Genomic DNA, 19,207 nt, shown 5'->3' on the forward strand with positions numbered 1-19,207 from the left:
CAAAACAGCGCATTGCATAAACCTGTTTTGTCACTCTTCTAGAGGGGAGTATTAACGCATCCAATCGAATCCCACTATTTAGCATTTAATGCGTCGGATAAACTTTTTCTTTGAATTCGCACAGATCTTCAATGATGCACGAGCCGCAGCGTGGTTTACGAGCGATGCAGGTGTAGCGACCATGAAGAATTAACCAGTGGTGACAATCGAGCTTAAATTCAGCAGGTACCACTTTGAGTAACTTAGCTTCAACTTGATCAACATTGCTGCCGGGGGCAAAACCCGTGCGATTACAGACACGAAAGATATGCGTATCTACCGCGATAGTCGGCCAGCCAAATGCCGTGTTTAGCACCACATTTGCGGTTTTACGACCGACACCTGGCAACGCTTCTAGCGCCGCACGATCTTCTGGCACCTCGCCGTTGTGTTTCTCCAGCAAAATACGGCAGGTTTTAATCACGTTCTCGGCCTTGGTATTAAACAGGCCTATCGTTTTAATGTATGACTTCAGGCCATCGACCCCAAGATCCAGTATAGCTTGTGGCGTGTTCGCCACCGGATAAAGCTTAGCCGTGGCTTTATTCACGCTGACGTCCGTGGCTTGTGCTGAAAGCAGCACAGAAATCAGTAACTCAAAGGGAGAGGTATACACCAACTCAGTGGTTGGATGCGGATCGTTATCCCGCAGACGGGTCAAAATGGCGACGCGTTTTTCTTTGTTCATAAGGCTTTCCCTGCCGTAATATCCTGAGATTGTGGTGCCGTGACCTGCACATGGGCTTTACGCGCTTTCATTTTTTCATCAATAACATATTTACCGGCGAGCAATAGCCCCAAACCGATGAAAGCACCCGGCGGTAGCATCGCTAACAGGAATGGGCTATCCAGATGCATCACTTCAATTCGTAAAACTTTTGCCCAGTTGCCTAATAGCATGTCGGCACCATCGAACAAGGTGCCGTTACCCAAAATTTCACGCAGCGAACCGAGCACAAATAGCGCACAGGTTGCTCCCAGCCCCATTGCTAATCCATCCAGCGCTGATAAGCCAACGGGGTTCTTGGCTGCGTAGGCTTCCGCACGACCAATCACAATGCAGTTGGTGACAATCAATGGGATAAATATCCCTAGTGACTCATATAAACCAAAGGCATAGGCGTTAATCAGCATTTGGACGGTACTGACCACTGATGCGATGATCATCACGTAAATCGGGATACGGATTTCATTGGGTACCCAGCGTCTTAGCGCCGATACCGCTGTATTAGTGCAAACGAGTACCAAGGTGGTAGCAAGCCCCAAACCGAGCGCATTGGTCGCCGTCGATGAAACGGCCAGCAGGGGACAAAGCCCCAACAATTGCACCAACGCAGAGTTATTTTTCCATAGCCCTTGGGCTAGCAGATTTTTTGCTTCACTCATTGATTCTCTCCACAAACCGGCAAGCTATCGAGCTTGGCTGGCAAGGTTTCCAGATACAGCGCCGTGTTTTTCACTGCCCGAACGACCGCTCTTGGCGTAATAGTGGCACCGGTGAATTGATCAAAGTCACCACCGTCTTTTTTGACCGCCCAGCGCTTATCTTGCTCGCCATCAACATGCTTACCGCTGAAATGGGTTATCCAATCAGAAAGGCGTAGTTCGATTTTGTCACCCAGCCCCGGTGTTTCATGATGTTCCACCACACGGCTGCCGAGCACATTACCCTTAAAATCCGCGCCCACTAATAATTGAATTGCACCAGAATAACCATCTGGCGCGGTTGTCTCAATGGCCACGGCAACCGGTTTATTATCCTTACGGGCTAAGTAAAGACGATGGGGAGTCAGATTGCCTAACGCAGAATCAGTGACAACGTAACACTCTGCTTGCATGTCATTATCGTAATACTCAGCCGGAACCACCTGATTGAGCAACGCTTTCTGTTGCAAAGCGGCTTGATGCGCGATAGTCGTTTCGGTTAAGGCATTTACTACTGCGGTCAAACCCGTGGCACCCGCAGCAAACAATGCCAGAGTAATACCATGACGTTTCATTGTGTTGAGCATAATGGCACCTTACTTATTTGCACGGCTGTTCTTATCCGAAGGCTTGCGCTGACTGGATTGATCATGGCCATAAACCCTTGGCTGGGTATAGTGGTCGATCAACGGAACGGTAATATTGGCGAGTAATACCGCAAAGGCGACGCCATCGGGGTAACCGCCGTAGACGCGAATTAGCCACACCAAAACACCAATTAATGCCCCGAAAATCAGACGACCGCGTGGCGTCGTTGATGCGCTGACGGGGTCGGTAGCAATAAAGAAAGCTCCTAACATGGTCGCACCGGAAAACAGATGGAACATCGGCGAAGCAAAGCTCTGTGGTGCAATGAACCAACTGATAGCAGCACAACCCGCTAATGCCAGTAAGAAGCTGACGGGAATGTGCCAATGGATCGCTTTACGCCATAACAGCAGCAGACCGCCCGCTAGGAAGCCGATGTTAATCCATTGCCAACCGACGCCAGCCAAGGTTCCACCAAAGATAGGTTGTTGCAGTATTTGTTCGGCAGGTTGTGAACGCAATGCGGTTTTGAAGCTATCGAGTGGGGTAGCTTGGCTGATACCATCAAAGCCAATCTGTAATTGATGCATATTCGCACCGCTGTGAGTGTAGCCGGTAAATATGGTTAATATACTGTCATAAAAGCCCACTGGTGTGCCCTGTAATGGTAACGGAGGCAACCAACTGGTCATTTGCACCGGGAATGAAATCAGCAGAACGACATAGCCCACCATGGCAGGGTTAAACGGGTTTTGCCCCAAGCCACCATAAAGCTGTTTGGCGATAACAATAGCGAACAGCGTGCCTAATACAATCATCCACCAAGGCGCTAAAGGCGGCAGGCTTATCCCCAATAACAAGCCGGTCAGCAGGGCAGAGTTATCCCGCAGACGAGTCAAAACAGGCTGTTTGCGTAGCTGTAAAACTGCACCTTCTGCTAGTAGGGCTGTCACTATCGCCAAAGCCACTTGAATCAAGCTGCCATAACCAAAGAAATAGGTTTGGGCAATGATGCCCGGAATACAGGCCAAGATAACCAGTAGCATGATGTTACTGGTGCTCCGTTGATTATGTGTAAAAGGGGAGCTGGCTATCTGCAGCCTAGGGTGCTGAGTGGGTGTTACTGGCCTAAATTTCATGAAATTACAACCATATGTCGAATGCTTAACTGGGCTATCAAACGCAAACACCGTGCGAGCAAGCTCATCTTGCTGGTGTCGATACACTTAGCCGTTATGGGGAATAATATTGCTGCGCATTCTACCCTATTCGCGCAGCGTGTAATACGCCTTAATCATAGGGTTATTATCGATTCTAAGCTGAAATATAAGGTTACGAATAGCTCTTGATTAATAGTTAAATTTATAAAAATTAACTTGCAATTTATATCGCGATAGTAACAAGAGAATAGTTAAGGTTAATTGATAGAAGTAGCGGTTATAATTACGCAGTAAGATGTTCGGATTAACTTTATCTCTTTGTTTTGTTGAGAATAACCACTGCGTTCATACAAGGCAATCAACTGTAAATTAACGATTTATTAACGCATTGAGTGAGTTAAAAGAAAAGCATTGGCATAATGATAGATTAATGTAGTATGCATTAGAATTATATATTTAAAGAATAATGAAATGATAAACGAAGACATATTATTTATTGAAGAGTTAATTGAATGGATTGAAATCAATTTAGAGAAACGTCCGACATTGGACGATGTGGCTAAGATTTCTGGATATTCAAAATGGCATCTGCAGCGCAAATTTAAAAGTATTGTGGGGTTACAATTAGCCTCCTATATACGTGGACGAGTTTTAACTCGGGCCGCCGTTGCGTTGCGTATTTCACGTAGACCCATCATTCAGATCTCTGATGAGTTGGGTTTTGACTCGCAACAAACCTTTACGCGTACTTTTAAAAAGCGTTTTGCCACGACACCCAATAACTTTCGTCAGATGGAGCATTGGGATGTGCAGGGGATGATCCCTCGTTTTGGTTTCTATGAGCATTACACGCCGAAAATCAATAGGGTAGCTTTGCCTGAGAAAGAGTTAGTGGGTTTTACGCGGCGGTTGGATTTTGATGAGCACAATCACTGTAGTGGTCAGCACTCTTCTTTTATGGCGATGAAAGATGAGATTCTGCTCGATTTCTTCAAGGAAATTAACTTCTCATGCCAGCGAGTGTATTCCTTGTTCAATGCTCAGTCGTGTCAGCAAACACAGAACAGCGTAGAGTATTCGACGGCAATTGATAAAGACAAGCGCCATGAGATTCAAGGGCATCGCGAAATCGATAATATCGCGATTCCTGCTGGTGAGTTTCTGTCGATATCTCATCAAGGCAGTGCCAAGGAATGCGTGAAGTTCTCAACGTATCTTTTTAACGCTGTTTTGCCCAAATTGCGTGAAGAGTTTGGCGGCGGGGTTGAAATGGAAGTGATTGAGATAGACAGTTGCCATGCCGAATCGAAAATGCGGGATATCGCGTGTCGCTATCGCTATCTCATGTCAGTGCGTTAATACGCTGCCGTTGGTGTACGGCAGCGCGCCATTTATCCTGAATTAGTCTGGGTTAACAGCTTGCGCCGCTTTTTTGGCTTTCACTCTGGCAATGGCTGCAGCAACCGCAGCTTTGCGCGGATCTTCTTGCAACTCTTCAGCTTGTTGATGCTCAACCACTGGCGCAGTTTCAGCTTGTGCTGCTTTTTTGGCTTTCACTCTGGCGATAGCAGCAGCGACAGCGGCTTTGCGCGGATCTTCTTGTAACTCTTCAGCTTGTTGATGCTCAACCACTGGCGCAGCTTCAGCTTGTGCTGCTTTTTTGGCTTTCACTCTGGCGATAGCAGCAGCAACCGCGGCTTTGCGCGGATCTTCTTGTAACTCTTCAGCTTGTTGATGCTCAACCACTGGCGCAGTTTCAGCTTGTGCTGCTTTTTTGGCTTTCACTCTGGCGATAGCAGCAGCAACAGCGGCTTGACGCGGATCAACTGCCTCGGCGGGCGCTTCAACCACGATGGCATTTTGTTTTTCAGCCTGACGCGCTCTAGCTTGTGCTTTACGGGCCTCACGGGCTGCAATCACCGCGCTATTATCCGGTGTCTGCCCAGCCGTCACTGTGATGGCAGCATCGGTGTCGTTGGTTTGCCGTGCTAATCGGCTAACAGCAGCCTCTACGGTTTGCTGATCCGCATCCGTTAATTTCACAGCGGCTTGCTTGTGGCGCAACTCTCTGGCGAGTTTTTCTCGTGCCAGCCGTGCTTGTTTAGCCTCAAAACGTGCTTTAGCTTCAGCAGCGCGAGTACTCTCTTGGTCTAGCGCGCGTATCTCAGCCTTTTCCTGACGGTAATACTGCACTAACGGAATATTACTCGGGCAAACATAAGCGCAGGCACCACATTCAATACAATCGAATAAATTATGATTGCGGGCTTTTTCATGCTCTTCGCCGCGACTGAACCAGTAGAGTTGTTGTGGCAATAAGCCCGCAGGGCAGGCATCCACGCACAAACCACAGCGAATACAGGATTGCTCTGGTTCTGATAACCCCATTTCGGCTTCTGCGGGAGCTAAGATACAGTTACTGATTTTAACGATCGGCACATCTAAGCTGGGCAGGGTAAAGCCCATGAGCGGGCCACCCATAATCACCATTGGTTGGCTCTGTGGTTGAAATCCTGCCAGTTTCAGCAAATGGAGCACTGGTGTGCCAATTCTGGCCCAGAAATTACCGGGTTTCGATAAGGCATCACCAGTTAGTGTCACCACCCGTTCAATTAAGGGCTCATCGTCGATAATGGCTCGTTTGATGGCAACGACTGTCCCCACGTTTTGCATTAACACGCCAATGGACGAAGAGTGTTGACCAAAGGGGACTTCTTTACCGGTCAAAATCTTGGTGAGCTGTTTCGCCCCGCCAGAAGGGTATTTAGTCGGTACGACCCGTAACTGAATATCATCATGACCGTTCAGCGCGTGTTGTAATGCTTTGATGGCTTCTGGCTTATTATCTTCAATGCCAATCAGCACTTGCTGAGGTTGCAGTAAGTGCATGAGAATTTTGGTTCCCGCAATCACTTCATCGGCATGGTCTTGCATTAACTTGTCATCAGCCGTGATATAAGGTTCACATTCGGCTGCGTTGATAATCAATGTAATGACGCTATTTAAACCACTTTGTAATTTGCTCGCGGTAGGGAAACCTGCACCGCCTAGCCCCGCAATCCCTGCTTGATGAATACGGTCCAATAGGGTGACTTTGTCCCGCTGTAGGTAGTCAACCCAGGGTTGCTGTTTCCGCCAATTGTCCTCGCCATCGGGAGTGAGGTGCACACAAAGTTCTGCCAGACCTGAGGGATGTGCAGTGATATGGGGTGCAATGGCGGTGATGGTACCTGATGTTGGTGCATGGACGGGAACTGTCCGGCCACGGCCAACGGTTAGCGGCTGCCCCTTAAGGACATGCTGACCCGCGCTAACGCACAATTCACCTTCTGGCCCAAGATGTTGCTGCAAGGGAATGATCATTTGCTCAGGCAAAGGCGCAATGCGCATCGGCACCGTACTTGATTGCAACTTCATTTCAGGGGGATGAATACCGCCGTCAAAATCCCAAATGTTGTCGCGTTGGCGGGCAGTAAACAGCTTAAACATGTTGCTCCACATCTATCATTTTCACCGGAATCATCTGTGAGGCAACTAACTGAGGAGGCAAGTTGGTGACCGGAATCGTACTCAGGTCCCATTTCCAGTTAGCTGTTGTTGCTGCGACAGGGATCATTTCAATGCAGTCAGTTGGGCAAGGGGAGACGCACAGATCACAGCCGGTACAAAGATCGGGTAAGACGGTATGCATGGCGCGCGTAGCACCGACAATGGCATCAACGGGGCATGCTTGAATACATTTGGTACAACCGATGCAATTGGCTTCATCGATAAAGGCCACTTTCCGCTGCGGGTGGGCTGCGGCCTCATCGCCATCCAAAGGCTGTGGCTCGACGGCCAGTAATTCGGCCAGTTTGAGCATCACTTGCTCGCCACCTGGTGCGCATTTATTGATTTTTTCGCCGCCGCTGGAAACGGCTTCTGCGTAAGGACGACAACCAGGATAGCCGCATTGGCCACACTGACTTTGGGGCAGAATGGCATCGACTTGCTCAACCACGGGGTCACTCTCGACCTGAAAACGGCGAGCAGCAAAACCCAGTACAACGCCTGAAACCAGCGCCAATGTACTCAATGCACCAATGGCAATCCATAACGACATCATTAGAACTTCACCAATCCAGTGAAGCCCATAAAGGCTAGCGACATGAGACCGGCGGTAATCAAGGCGATGGAAGAACCACGGAAGGGCGCAGGAACGTCGGCCACGGCCAACCGTTCACGGATTGCGGCGAACAGCACCATGACCAGAGAGAAACCGGCGGCAGCGCTGAAGCCATAGACCGCCGATTGCATGAAATTATGAGATTGATTCACGTTGAGCAACGCCACACCTAATACCGCACAGTTAGTGGTGATCAGCGGTAAAAAGATGCCCAATAAACGATAAAGCGCTGGGCTGGTTTTCCGCACCACCAGTTCAGTGAATTGCACCACAACTGCGATAACTAAAATGAATGCCAGTGTCCGCAAATAGACCAACCCGAGAGGCAGCAAAATAAAACTGTTTACCATCCATGCGCAAACCGAAGCTAATGTCAGCACAAAAGTGGTTGCCAGCCCCATACCAATAGCCGTCTCCAGTTTTTTGGAAACCCCCATAAATGGGCATAGGCCAAGAAATTTGACCAGAACGAAGTTGTTCACCAGCACGGTGCCGATAAACAGGAGCAGGTATTCAGTCATTGCGGAACCTAAAAAAATAAAAGCCGCCTATTATCCAAAATTGGCGGCCTGACGACAACAGATGAAGTGCAGGGTTATTACGATTTTCCCCACTTTTTAGGGGGAAAACGTGCGTTTCTCCCTTAATTTTCAGTGAAAGTCATTTTCACCCGTTGAGAACGCTTGATATAAGGGACAAATATCGCCGCGGCTAACAGAGGCCAACTGAGCGCGCGCAGGGCAATATCATCAGTGATCGGTGAGAAAGCGAAGGCTTTTAGCGCTAATAATACGGTGACGAGTAACCACAGAATAAACCATTTTACAAAGCGGCGAGAGCGACTGCAAAACAGCCAGATAACCCAGACCGTGTAGACCCACATCAGGAGCGTGGTGACGACGGAAAAATACCATTGCAGCGTAAACGCTTGCGAGTTGGTCACCAAATACTCTCTTGATTCCGGCGAGAATATCGCCATACCATAAAGTGCCAACATTAACGTGGCACTGAGTAGCGTCACGATGAGATACGCCAGCGGAGCCAATAACCAGCCCCCAATACGTTGATATTCCTGTGGTTGAGACATGGTGCCCCTTTTGATCTATTTTGGGTAGGGGCAATATCCCGTGAGTTACCACCCCTTTGAATGGCGCTAGCTTAACCCGCAAATATGCCCTTCGTCATCTATATCAATATGGGCATACCCTGGCTGAGCCCCCAAACCGGGCATGGTCATAATGTTACCAGCATAAATGCGGACAAAGCCTGCACCGGCCGATACCGCACAGGCGGTGATGGGTAGCACAAAATCATGGGGGACATTTTTCAAATTGGCATCGGCACTGATCGACAACGGTGTTTTGGCCATGCACAGGGGCAAATGACCAAAACCGGCGGCGGTTATTTCATCAAGCTGTTGGCGCGCCTCAGAGGTAAAGCGAATTTCTCGTGCGCCATAACGATGAGCCAAAATTTCGATTTTTTGTTCTAATGTCGCACTATCTGAGTAAGGCAGCAGGGGTGATGCTGATTGCTCGCAGGCGTTGATCACCTGTTGAGCCAATGCCAGTGTTCCTGCCCCGCCTTTGGCGAAAGCGTCGCTAAATTCGCAGGCATAAGCGCCCGCAGACAGCGCAAAGTCGGCTAAGAAAGTCAATTCTGCTGCACTGTCGTCAGGGAAACGGTTTACCGCTACTACAACCGGTAAGCCATAGCTTTTGGCGTGTTCAATGTGCCATTTCAGGTTGGCACAACCTTCATTGAGTAACGGAATGTTCTCTGTGAGGATCGCGGCTGGCAGAGGTTGGCCCGGTTTGATATCAAAAGCACCACTGTTCGCTTTCAAGCTACGCAGTGTTGCCACTAATACTACGCAAGAGGGGGCTAGACCTGATTGGCGATACTTGATGTTAAAGAATTTCTCCATCCCCATGTCAGAACCAAAACCGGCTTCGGTCACCACATAATCGGCCGATTGCAATCCTAGCCGGTCTGCGAGCACAGAGGAGTTACCGTGCGCGATATTGGCAAATGGCCCTGCATGGATTAACACCGGTGTCTGTTCGCTCGTTTGCATGAGGGTTGGGTGAATGGTCTCTTTCATCAAGGCAGTCATCGCCCCCGCAACCCCCAAATCTTCGGCGGTAATCGCTTGACCCGTGATCGAGTGAGCCAAAATAATGCGACCAATACGTTGGCGCATATCTTGCAAACTTTCAGATAATGCCAAAATAGCCATCAACTCCGATGCTGCCGTTATTTCGACATGATCTTCGCGTTCGACTCCATTGATACTCCCCCCGATCCCCACACGAATATGGCGTAGCGCACGATCGTTATGATCAACGACTCGCGGCCAGCGAATGTGTTTTGAATCAATGTTTAGCAAGGGAAAACCGGTATTTTGGCTAAAGGCTTGGCCCAATCGCTGCTCATGGTACATGCGAGCATCCAGTGCGGCGGCGGCCAGATTATGTGCAGCACTGATGGCATGTATATCGCCCGTTAAATGCAGATTCAGTTTCTCCATAGGCACAACTTGTGCGCCGCCACCACCTGCGGCCCCCCCTTTAACACCAAAAACAGGGCCGAGGCTAGGTTGACGGATACACGCAACGCCACGATACCCCAACCGATTAATGCCTTGGCTTAAACCAATGGTGGTGACGGTTTTGCCTTCACCAAAGGGGGTGGGCGTAATACTGGAAACCAAAATGAGCTTACCTTGTGGGGCATCTGCCCGTAAGGCTTTGATATCGACTTTTGCCATATGATGCCCATAGGGGATTAAAGCTTCTTCCGACAGGCCAAGTTGCTGCGCAATCTGTTGGATGGGTAATAGCGGAGTATCGGAGTTGGGAGCAGGGATAGAGCATCGGTCATCGGCAGTAGAGGATAGTGTCGGTGTCATGGCGAGAAAAAGTCCTGTTATCAGTGATAATACGGCAGGAGCCAACCTCAGTGGCAATAAATCACCGCGAAATTATCACACAAAGTGGTACATCATTGACGATATAAATCAATAAATGTGAAGTGACTCATGGCTATTAGTCCATTGACTTGAATACAGAGCGATTAATATACGTTTCCAATATTGTTACCTTGCTTATTCCTAGCGTGAATTTAATTCTCATCTAATAGTTCAATCAACATTTCTTTAATTATAAAGAATTACACACTCTTACCTGACGCTAGTCGTATAGAAAAAACCTTTTATGATATTGGCGCTATATATTATTTGGCGGGTCCGATATTGATATTTTTGGTGACCGATATTCCTAATGCTTTAGGTGATAATACAATTTATGGAAAACCATGTTCACTCTTCATTAGTCTGCGCTGCGCGATTACTTCGTTTAGCGGGGTTGAATTCGCAGACGGCTGATGAGTATAGTCAAAAGGCGGTTATTGATCATACGACAATGGCCACACGTGCTTCATTGCAGCGATATTTATCTCAATTTTCTTGTGTCACATCAGCACGTTTTAAAGTCAAAACACAGCAACTTAAAAACATTCAGCCTGAACAGTTGCCACTAGCCTTTCGCGATATGCGAGGCAGGTTCATTTTATTGGCACGATTTAACGATAAACAAGTTTTATTACAGCATGCAGAAAGTAATAAACCTGAAATTATTACATTTCAAGAACTTGCTGATATATGGAGCGGGGTGGTTATTTATTGTAGCCATTCGCGATTTAATATTCGATGGTTTATTCCCGCTTTATGGCAACATCGAAAGTCATTAACTCAAGTGCTGGTTTTATCCTTGTTGTTACAGTTTCTAGCATTGATCTCGCCACTTTTCTTTCAAGTTATCATGGATAAAGTGCTCGTCCACAATGCGCTGACCACACTGGATGTGTTAATTACGACACTCATTGTCGTCGGGGTGTATGAAGTCATCTTGAAGTTTTTACGAGAATATATTTTCACTCATACCACAACACGTGTTGATATTTTATTAGGGGGTAAGTTATTTAAGCATTTAATCAAATTACCTTTAAGCTATTTTAAGCAGCGCCATGTCGGGAATATTGTCGCTAGAGTGCGGGAACTCGATAATATTCGTGAATTTATTACGGGTTCAGCATTGACACTCTGTGTCGATGTTGCCTTTACCCTCATATTATTTATTGTGATGTGGTGTATCTCCCCATTACTGACGTTGATCATATTGGGTGTTCTACCCCTTTATTTTTTATTAGCGGTACTGACCACTCGGCAATTGCAAAAAAAAGTGGAAGTATTGTGCTGCTGCGCGGCACAAAACGGCGCATTTTTAACCGAAACTGTGTCGGGTGTTGAAACAGTCAAAAGTTTAGCGCTCGAACCGCAAATGCAGCAACGCTGGGAAACACAAACCCGTGATTTTGCTGAAGCGAATTTTCAAGTGCAAAATCTGCAAAATCTCAGCAGCCAAACAGCGCAGTTATTGCAAAAAGTGGCCGGTGCCGTGGTCATTGTCGTAGGGGCGTATCAGGTGATGTCTGTCCAGCTCAGTATCGGGCAACTGATCGCCTTTAATATGTTGGCTGTCCAAGCCTTAATGCCCATGAGCAAATTAGTCGATTTATGGCAACAGAGCATACGAGCGCAAGTTGGCTTAATGCTGATATCCGACATTTTAAGCTTACCCGCTGAGCAAGCGGTAGATGCCACCCCTAGCGACGAACCCATCCGTGGTGATATTGCACTAAAGAATGTGCTTTTCCGCTATCGCCCTGATCTAGACCCCGTACTCCGTGACTTCTCACTTTCTCTGCGTGCGGGTGAGCATATTGGGCTAGTGGGGCCGTCAGGTTCTGGCAAGAGCACCGTGGCGCGGTTACTACAACGGCTCTATGTCGCAGAACAAGGGAGTATCACGCTTGATGGCTATTCTTTAGGACATTTCTCGCCTGAACATTTGCGACGCCAAGTGGGCGTTGTCATGCAAGAAAGCTATCTGTTCAACCGTACCGTGCGTGAAAATATTGCTCACTCGCGGCCTACCGCCTCGCTCAGGGAGGTCGTCGATGCGGCATCACTAGCAGGGGCGCACGCTTTTATTCTGGCTTTGCCGCTAGGCTACGACACCGTGCTGTCAGAAGGCGGTTCATCCCTTTCAGGCGGTCAACGTCAACGTATCGCGATTGCTCGCACCTTGATGGCTAATCCCCGCGTATTAATTTTCGATGAAGCGACCAGCGCTTTGGATGATGAATCGCAAGCCGAAGTGCTGAAAAATATGGATCGCATTCGCGCTAATCGTACCGTTATCACCATCGCTCATCGGCTGTCGACGGTTCGGCATTGCCATCGTATTGGCGTCATGACCCAAGGGCGAATCACTGAATTGGCTAATCATGATGAATTACTGGCGCTGAATGGCGTTTATGCCCAGCTTTGGCAGCAACAGGCTGATTTTAGCCATGAGGAATTAAAATGAAGTTGATACAGTTTTTGACTAAATTGCCCCTTATTAATTCATTAAAGCGCTACTGGCGGCACTATTTCCCCGCCGATCGTCCCCGCGATGAATATGACTTTCTTCCTGCCTACCTAGATGTCGTGGAGCGACCTGTGGCACCACTTGCCCGGCGAACTGCATGGCTTTTGATGCTGACCTTGCTGCTGGTGTTGATATGGTCGATTGTCGGGAAGCTTGATATTCATGCCTCTGCCAACGGTAAAGCTATTGTCTCTGAGCATTCGAAAGTAATCCAACCGCTAGAACCCGGTGTCGTGACCGCCATTAATGTTCGCGATGGTGACAGGGTTGAAACCGGTCAGGTCTTGATTGAGTTGAACCCGATTGGTATCGATGCGGAGCTCAGTAATATCAATAAGCAATTGATGCATCGTTTGCTAGAAGCCGCACGTATGGTGGCGCTGCTGACGGATGACCCGCTTGCGCATTTTATCTCCCCCACAAAAACACCTGAAGATTTGATCATGATGTCAACGGCACTTTTGACGAAAGAGCATGAGGAAGTCAATGCGGAGTTGTCCCGTATGGACAGTGAGCAGGCGGTTAATCAAGCCCAGCTACAGGCCGCTATCGCCAATATCGCCAACCAGATAATATTGATGAAAAACATTCATCAACGGCTACAAGCATTGCGAACGTTGGCTAAATCCAAGTCGATTGCTGAAGTCGAATTGTTGGTGCAAGAACGTGAATGGCTAAACGCGAAGGCAGAAGAAAGCCGTTTTCAAAGTGAACAAACCGTTTTAGAGGCGAAGAACCTCAATTTAACGCAGACCCGTTTGCACTATTTGGCTGAAAAGAAACGCAGCTACCAAGAACGATTAAATAAAGCCCATGAAGTGATTAATCAATTGCAGCAGGAACAGATTAAGTTGAGTGAAAAGCAGCGCCAGCAAACCTTGCGTGCGCCAGTCGCGGGGGTGATACAGCAATTGGCTGTTCATACGCTCGGTGGTGTGGTGACGACCGCTCAGCCGCTGATGGTGTTGGTGCCCGAAGATCATCAGTTGGAATTGGATGTCATGGTACTCAATAAAGACGTGGGTTTTGTACTGCCGGGGCAGGCGGTGGAAGTGAAAGTCGACAGTTTCCCCTACACCCGATTTGGCACGTTATCGGGTGAAGTCAAACATGTCTCCCGTGATGCCATGGAGGATCAACAACTGGGATTCGTCTTCCCTGCGCGAATTCGGTTGCATAGCGATACGCTTGTTGTCGAAGGCAAACCCGTCAGGCTATCGGCAGGGATGGCTGTCAGTGTGGAGATTAAGACAGGCCAGCGGCGGGTTATTGATTATTTGTTAAGCCCACTGCAACAATATCAATCCGAAGCCATGAGGGAGCGTTGATATGACAAGTACAACGTCAACTCAGGCTATTCAACCCTTGGCGGCATTAGCCCATGCCGCTGCGTGTTTTGATCTGCCCGTCGAACCCTCTCAACTGGCCCATCAGTTGGGATTAACATCCGAAAAAATAGATAGCATTGCTGTCTGTCGCTGCGCAGGTTGGATTGGTTTGCGCGCGAGGAAGGTATACCAGCAATTTGAACGTTTGGGGAATTTAGCGCTACCGATACTCTTTAGAGATGGTGCGCAGTGGTACGTGCTGCTGGCATTAAATGAAGATGGGGCGGTCATTTACAATGCAGCCAGTCACCAGAAGCAATCCGTCAGCCAGCAGCAACTGGCTAGTCTGTGGTCAGGTGAAGCTATTTTGCTGGCAAAAGCAGAACAACAGACGCAGAAGAAAACCGCGTTTGGCTTCAGTTGGTTCATGCCGGTGATAGCCAAGTATCGGCACCAACTCCGCAACATCATTTTAGTCTCGTTACTACTGCAAGGCATTTTGCTGGTCACACCGATGCTATTTGAAACGGTGATCGACAAAGTACTCGTCAGTCGGGGCATCGGAAGTCTAATGGTACTGGGTAGTGCCATGATTGCGTTGGCGATTGCTGAGCCCTGTTACACCTTCTTACGTGGATGGTTGTTCTCTCATCTCTCCAGTCGCGTAGGGGCTGAGCTCAATACTCGCCTTTATCGCCATTTGCTTGGGCTACCATTGAGCTACTTTGGTGCGCAACAAACGGGGCAAACAATCGCTAAAGTCCGCGAAATGGAACAGATCCGCAGCTTCCTAACGGGATCCGCTTTGACGATGCTGCTGGACCTGATTTTTGTCGGCACTTTTATCACGGTGATGTTTTGCTACAGCAGCCAATTGACTTGGATCGTACTGTTTTCATTGCTGTGTTATCTGCTGTTTTGGTGGGCGGTGGGAGGCGTCTTACGTCAACGGGTTGAGCGGCAATATGAAGCCAGCGCACAGAACACTGCATTTTTGACCGAAACCATTAGCGGGTTGGAAACCATTAAAACGTCAGCCACAGAGCATCAATTTAATCGGGGCTGGCGGCAATCATTAGCGGGTTATGTTCGGGCTTCCTTTGCTTGTGCGCGAACAGCAAATACGGCCGAGCAAGGTATCACACTGATCAACAAGGTGACGTCGGCTGTTTTACTTTGGTATGGCGTGAATTTGGTTTTGGTCGGTGACCTGAGTCCTGGGCAATTCATCGCATTTACGATGTTTTCAGGTTATGTCACTCAGCCCATCTTGCGTTTGGCACAGATATGGCAAGATTTCCAACATACACAAGTTGCCCTGAAACGCATCGGTACTATCTTGGATTGTCCGGCCGAACCGGGCAGTGCGGGATTATCCTCAGGCAATGAGTGGACGGGAAATTTAACCTTTAAACAGGTGCGTTTTCGCTATCGCCCCGATACGGCTGAGGTGTTGCAGAATCTTAATTTGGAGATTGCGGGCGGCGAATTTATCGGTATCACAGGGCCATCAGGCTGCGGAAAATCCACGCTGACCAAGTTGTTGCAACGTCTCTATATTCCGCAGCACGGGCAGATTCTGGTGGACGGGCAAGATTTAGCCATTACCGACGCCACGGCATTACGTTGCCAAATGAGTGTGGTCTTGCAAGATAGCGTGCTGTTCTCCGGCACGTTGAGAGACAATATTTGCCAATGCCGGCCCAACGCCGATGATACTCAGGTTGAACATGTCGCCCGCCAAGCGGGTGCCCATGATTTTATTATGTCGCTGCCGCAAGGCTATCAAACCCAAGTTGGGGAAAGGGGCAGTTTACTTTCTGGCGGGCAACGACAGCGTGTGGCGCTCGCTAGAGCACTCATGGCTGCCCCCAAAATTCTGATTCTTGATGAAGCTACCAGTGCTCTGGATTATGAGTCTGAGGCAGCCATTATGCGCCAATTACCGGTGATCACTCGCAATCGCACTGTGATTTGTATCGCGCATCGGTTGAACACTTTACGTCAGTGTGACCGGATTTTGGTCTTAAAAGAGGGGCAAGTGCTAGAACAAGGCAGTCATCAGGCGCTGGTGGATCAAGCGGGTGTCTACGCACGTTTATGGCAGTTACAAACGGGGTAACGAGTCGCGTCAGGCAAGTAAAGCGTCAATATCCCCTAAACATGAGATAGACAACGCACATGACGATTGAGTACTGTATATATCATCAGTTATCGGTTGTAACGGAATCTATCGTATTAAAAAGGGGACTTATGATTACTCGACTTGCCATCTCGGGTTACCGTTCTTTGCGTGACGTGGTACTGGAATTAGGGCAATTAAATGTGATTACCGGTGCTAATGGCAGCGGTAAATCGAGCCTTTATCGCGCACTAAGATTGCTGTCAGACATTGGCCAAGGGCAAGTGATTCAGTCGCTTGCGGCAGAGGGAGGGTTGCAATCTACGCTGTGGGCCGGGCCAGAGTCTTTTTCCAATGCGATGAAATCTGGAGAGCAACCGATCCAAGGCACGGTCAGGCATCATCCTGTCAGTCTTAAATTGGGTTTCGCGGGTGACGATTACGGTTATGCCATTGACCTTGGTTTACCGCCCCCGCGTCGCTCCTATTTTGCCCGAGATCCAGAAATCAAAATTGAAAGTCTGTGGTGTGGCAATATTCTCACTCATAACACCCTTTTTGCTGAGCGTCGCGGCCCGCGTGTTCGGGTTCGCGATGAACGCGGCAGTTGGCGTGAGGCTTATCATGGGTTAGCGGCCCATGACAGCATAATGACGCACAGTACCGATCCACGAGACGCGCCAGAGATCCTACTCATGCGTGAGCGGATGCGAGCATGGCGTTTCTACGACAATCTTCGCACCGATCGACATGCCCCCGCACGTCAATTGCAGATAGGCACTTATACGCCGGTACTGGCCAGTGATGGTTCGGATCTGGCGGCGGCATTGCAAACCATCATCGAAATCGGGGATAGCGAAGCTTTAAACCACACCGTTGCAGATGCTTTCTCGGGGACGACGTTGGATATTCTGCCTAATTTTGAAATTCAACTGTCACAGCAAGGTTTACTACGGCCGCTTAAGGTGGCTGAGCTTTCTGATGGCACGTTGCGGTACTTATTATTGGTGGCGGCGCTATTATCACCCCGACCACCAGAGATGATGATACTGAATGAACCGGAAATCAGTCTGCATGTTGATTTACTCAAACCACTGGCTCGTTTGATTGGTCAGGCCGCACGACATACGCAAGTGATTGTGGTTTCACATGCCGCAGAATTGGTGGGGGCATTGCAGGAAGAAGCGCACTGCAATCAAATCTTGTTGGATAAGCAATGGAGTGAAACACACGTGCAGCAAGAAAATATCCCTGAATGGGAGTGGCCCACGAGATAGAAAAAGAAAAGGGGCGGTTAAGCCCCCTTTGGTTAAATCGAGATCTATAGGTTAAATCGAGACCAATAAGTTCACACGTGCAGATAACACGTCGGTGCGCTTAACGCTGATTAAGATGGTAATACACTTCGTTCCAGCGGATTTCATTCTTGAATGCTGGCAGTGTGGTGTCGTTGTCGATCAGCAGGAACTCAATACCATGCATTTCTGCATACAGGCGCAACTCGTCGACACCAATAGCTTGCGAGAAGACGGTATGGTGCGCGCCACCCGCGATGATCCAAGCTTCGGCGGCGGTGGCCAGTGAAGGCTGAGCTTGCCAAATAGCGCGTGCTACTGGGAGTTTAGGCAATGGATGTGGCTGCTCAACCGTATCAACGACATTGACCAACAGGCGGAAACGATCGCCCATATCAATCAAGCTGGCATTCAGCGCAGGGCCAGCGGGGGTAGAGAAGATTAAGCGAGCCGGATCAGCTTTACCGCCGATACCCAAATGTTGCACGTCCAGCAGCGGTTTTTCTTCTTTGGCAATAGATGGGCAGACTTCCAGCATATGAGAGCCGACCACGAGATCATTACCCGGTTGGAAGTTATAGGTGTAATCCTCCATAAATGAGGTGCCGCCTTTCAGGCCAGTTCCCATCACTTTGAGGATGCGCAGTAATGCTGCGGTTTTCCAGTCGCCTTCGCCGCCAAACCCATAACCTTGCTGCATTAGGCGCTGTACCGCTAATCCCGGTAACTGCTTCAGCCCGTACAGGTTTTCAAAATTAGTGGTGAAGGCTTTAAAACCACCTTGTTCTAAGAAACGCTTCATGCCTAACTCAATTTTTGCGGCGTCCAACAAGTTTTCGCGTTTGTTACCGTTCAATTTTACCGCATCGGTCAAGCGATAAGTGGCTTCATACTCTTCCACCAGCGCATCAATATCAGCCTGACTAACAGCATCGACGACCGTGACCAAATCACCAATACCATAAGCATTAACGCTGTAGCCAAACTGGATTTGGGCAGCCACTTTGTCCCCATCAGTGACGGCAACTTCGCGCATGTTATCGCCAAAGCGTGCCACTTTCAGTTGTTGGCTTTCTTGCTTAGCTGCCGCAACACGCATCCATTGTGCGATGCGTTGATGGGCTTCTTTATCCTGCCAGTGACCGGTGATCACGCTATGTTGCTTACGCATACGCGCGCCAATGAAACCAAACTCACGGCCACCATGGGCGGTTTGGTTCAGGTTCATAAAGTCCATATCCATAGTTTCCCATGGGATCTGGGCATTAAACTGCGTGTGGAACTGCAACAATGGCTTATTCAGAATCGACAGACCACCAATCCACATTTTGGCTGGGGAGAAGGTGTGTAGCCAAGTCATCACGCCGACACAGGCGGTATTAAAGTTAGCTTCGCGGCACAGGGCCGTTATCTCATCGGGTGTGGTCACTAAAGGCTTCAGCACCAGTCTAAGGGGTAAGCCTGCTTCGCTGTTGAGGCTATTGGCGACCTGATGGGCATTATCCATCACTTGTTGCAGTGTTTTAGGACCATAGAGGTTTTGGCTGCCGATGACGAACCACACTTCTGATTGTTCGAATATGTCCATCT

General features: G+C 48.8%; 15 protein-coding genes. 5 read left to right on the forward strand and 10 right to left on the reverse strand.

From position 1 onward, the window contains the following. Positions 1-85 precede the first annotated feature (85 nt). Genes nth through rsxD form a run of 4 tightly spaced genes read right to left on the reverse strand, consistent with a single transcriptional unit; the run spans position 86 to position 3,191 of the window. A complete protein-coding gene (nth, locus tag DA391_RS11055) occupies positions 86-727 on the reverse strand; it encodes an endonuclease III (protein ID WP_050080763.1) in 642 nt (213 codons plus the stop codon). Next, positions 724-1,425: an electron transport complex subunit E gene (locus DA391_RS11060; protein ID WP_050080764.1), complete on the reverse strand. Its 702-nt coding sequence runs from the start codon at positions 1,423-1,425 to the stop codon at positions 724-726. The genes nth and DA391_RS11060 overlap by 4 nt, the downstream gene beginning before the upstream one ends. Beyond that, entirely contained in the window at positions 1,422-2,051 is a 630-nt protein-coding gene (gene rsxG / locus DA391_RS11065; RefSeq protein ID WP_108087700.1) for an electron transport complex subunit RsxG, read from the reverse strand. The genes DA391_RS11060 and rsxG overlap by 4 nt, the downstream gene beginning before the upstream one ends. 9 nt (positions 2,052-2,060) lie before the next feature. Then, a complete protein-coding gene (gene rsxD / locus DA391_RS11070; RefSeq protein WP_167398170.1) occupies positions 2,061-3,191 on the reverse strand; it encodes an electron transport complex subunit RsxD in 1,131 nt (376 codons plus the stop codon). A gap of 492 nt (positions 3,192-3,683) precedes the next feature. Here rsxD and DA391_RS11075 point away from each other — a divergent pair, with 492 nt between their 5' ends. Beyond that, on the forward strand, positions 3,684-4,571 hold the full coding sequence (locus DA391_RS11075; protein ID WP_050080767.1) for a helix-turn-helix domain-containing protein: 888 nt from the start codon (positions 3,684-3,686) through the stop codon (positions 4,569-4,571). Positions 4,572-4,613: 42 nt separating this feature from the next. On the opposite strand, the gene rsxC is transcribed toward DA391_RS11075, so the two are convergent. From rsxC to DA391_RS11100, 5 genes are all read right to left on the reverse strand, one after another. Then, entirely contained in the window at positions 4,614-6,701 is a 2,088-nt protein-coding gene (gene rsxC, locus DA391_RS11080; protein WP_108087701.1) for an electron transport complex subunit RsxC, read from the reverse strand. After that, the gene (gene rsxB / locus DA391_RS11085; protein WP_019210052.1) at positions 6,694-7,317 is read right to left on the reverse strand and encodes an electron transport complex subunit RsxB; all 624 of its coding nucleotides are present in this window, start codon (positions 7,315-7,317) and stop codon (positions 6,694-6,696) included. Before rsxB ends, rsxC begins: the two co-directional genes overlap by 8 nt. Continuing rightward, entirely contained in the window at positions 7,317-7,898 is a 582-nt protein-coding gene (gene rsxA / locus DA391_RS11090; protein WP_019210051.1) for an electron transport complex subunit RsxA, read from the reverse strand. The genes rsxB and rsxA overlap by 1 nt, the downstream gene beginning before the upstream one ends. 122 nt (positions 7,899-8,020) lie before the next feature. Further along, a complete protein-coding gene (locus DA391_RS11095) occupies positions 8,021-8,464 on the reverse strand; it encodes a DUF2569 domain-containing protein (RefSeq protein WP_019210050.1) in 444 nt (147 codons plus the stop codon). 66 nt (positions 8,465-8,530) lie between these two features. Further along, complete coding sequence (locus DA391_RS11100) at positions 8,531-10,288, reverse strand: formate--tetrahydrofolate ligase (RefSeq protein ID WP_108087702.1); 1,758 nt, start codon at positions 10,286-10,288, stop codon at positions 8,531-8,533. A 394-nt stretch (positions 10,289-10,682) separates the two neighbouring features. On the opposite strand from DA391_RS11100, the gene DA391_RS11105 reads away from it, so the two are divergent. The 4 genes from DA391_RS11105 (at position 10,683) to DA391_RS11120 (ending at position 17,599) form a co-directional block, all read left to right on the forward strand. Continuing rightward, positions 10,683-12,809, forward strand: a complete 2,127-nt coding sequence (locus tag DA391_RS11105) for a type I secretion system permease/ATPase (RefSeq protein ID WP_108087703.1) — start codon at positions 10,683-10,685, stop codon at positions 12,807-12,809. Further along, positions 12,806-14,200 carry an HlyD family type I secretion periplasmic adaptor subunit gene (locus DA391_RS11110; protein WP_108087704.1) on the forward strand — a complete coding sequence of 465 codons (1,395 nt, stop codon included), beginning with the start codon at positions 12,806-12,808 and terminating at the stop codon, positions 14,198-14,200. The genes DA391_RS11105 and DA391_RS11110 overlap by 4 nt, the downstream gene beginning before the upstream one ends. A gap of 1 nt (position 14,201) precedes the next feature. After that, positions 14,202-16,322 carry a type I secretion system permease/ATPase gene (locus DA391_RS11115; RefSeq protein WP_108087705.1) on the forward strand — a complete coding sequence of 707 codons (2,121 nt, stop codon included), beginning with the start codon at positions 14,202-14,204 and terminating at the stop codon, positions 16,320-16,322. 131 nt (positions 16,323-16,453) lie between these two features. Continuing rightward, entirely contained in the window at positions 16,454-17,599 is a 1,146-nt protein-coding gene (locus DA391_RS11120; protein ID WP_050081040.1) for an AAA family ATPase, read from the forward strand. A 100-nt stretch (positions 17,600-17,699) separates the two neighbouring features. Here DA391_RS11120 and araA read toward each other — a convergent pair whose 3' ends face one another. Continuing rightward, positions 17,700-19,205: an L-arabinose isomerase gene (gene araA / locus DA391_RS11125; protein WP_108087706.1), complete on the reverse strand. Its 1,506-nt coding sequence runs from the start codon at positions 19,203-19,205 to the stop codon at positions 17,700-17,702. Between the last annotated feature and the right edge of the window lie 2 nt (positions 19,206-19,207).

Source organism: Yersinia massiliensis (genome assembly GCF_003048255.1).
GTDB lineage: Bacteria > Pseudomonadota > Gammaproteobacteria > Enterobacterales > Enterobacteriaceae > Yersinia > Yersinia massiliensis_A.